Below are 1,376 nucleotides of genomic sequence, written 5' to 3'. Positions count from 1 at the left end.
GTTCTGGGTCGTCCATCCGACGCTCGAGCATATTCGGTATCTGCTCTTCGAGACGTCCTATCCGGGTTGGCTTCTCAACACGATCATCATCTCGACCGCCGCAACTTTCCTGTCGCTGCTGGCGGCGGTGTTCGCAGCCTATGCGATCGAACGCTTGAGGTTTTCCGGGGCGCGGCAGGTCGGCTTGGCGATCTTCCTGGCCTATCTCGTGCCGCCCTCGATTCTGTTCATTCCACTGTCGGTGATGGTGTTCAACCTCGGCCTTTACGATACGCCGTTCGCACTGATCCTCACCTATCCGACGTTCCTCATTCCATTCTGCACGTGGCTCTTGATGGGCTACTTCCGCTCGATACCCTTCGAACTGGAAGAATGCGCGCTGATCGACGGAGCGAGCCGCTGGCAAATCCTGACCAAGATAGTTCTGCCGCTGTCGGTGCCCGGCCTGATCTCCGCCGGCATCTTCGCCTTCACCCTGTCATGGAACGAATTCATCTACGCCTTGACCTTTATCCAGTCGTCCGAAAACAAAACCGTGCCGGTCGGCGTGCTTACCGAACTCGTACGTTCGGACGTCTATGAATGGGGAGCCCTGATGGCAGGCGCGCTGATCGGCTCCCTGCCGGTGGTGGTGCTCTATTCATTCTTTGTCGAGCACTACGTCTCCTCGATGACGGGGGCGGTCAAGGAGTGAGGCTGAGGCGGAAATCCCACCCTCGGCCGGCAGCTTCGATCCGATCCCCGCACTCCGCTCCCTCTCCTTCCCGCAAGCCTGCCACAAGCTTGTTGAGGCATGGTCTGGTCAGGGAAAACCGGTAAAAGGCGGACTTTCTTGGCGATTTCTCCACCCAGCGACATCGTTATGGATGTGGCCCGAGCCGTCGACCCGGCGGATATCGAGACCGCTCGCGCCGCGCTGGCAAAGCGGGCCGGCGGCGCTGCGGGCACGTTTTCACTCGACACCGCCGCTTCCGTCGATGCCGGCTCGATCCTGTCGCGCGCCACCGCCGACAAGGCCGCCGCCGCAACCGACCCGGCCAAGAAATTCAAGAAGTTCGAGGCGATGGTGCTGCAGACCTTCATCCAGAACATGCTGCCCAAGGACACCGAGGGCGTCTACGGCAAGGGCCTGGCCGGCGACATGTGGAAATCGCAGCTTGCCGAGCGGGTGGCGGACGTAATGGCCGAACGCGGCGGCATCGGCATCGCCAAATCGATGCTCGCCGACCACTATCTCGAAGGCAAGCGCGTCGTGCCCGTCGGTCCGGTTTCGGGCGGGCCGGAAAAGACCGAGGTCGACCAGCAAAACAGCCTGTCGACCTCGCTGGTCCATCAATTGCAGCGCAAGGCTGCGGGATCGATGACCGGTGACGAGA

2 protein-coding genes are annotated in these 1,376 nt (G+C 61.4%); both read left to right on the top strand.

What is annotated here, in order from left to right; all coding sequences use genetic code 11:
• The coding region (locus ENZ75_RS31895) for a carbohydrate ABC transporter permease (RefSeq protein ID WP_164888179.1) at positions 1 to 694 on the top strand (694 nt) is incomplete at its 5' end.
• A gap of 99 nt (positions 695 to 793) precedes the next feature.
• Positions 794 to 1,376, top strand: a 583-nt coding sequence (locus tag ENZ75_RS31890; RefSeq protein ID WP_164888178.1) for a rod-binding protein, incomplete at its 3' end; no start/stop codon positions are given.

Source organism: Mesorhizobium sp. M7A.F.Ca.CA.002.04.1.1 (assembly GCF_004022805.1).
Taxonomy (GTDB): Bacteria; Pseudomonadota; Alphaproteobacteria; order Rhizobiales; family Rhizobiaceae; genus Mesorhizobium; species Mesorhizobium ciceri.
This window is presented reverse-complemented; position numbering and strand designations above follow the sequence as displayed.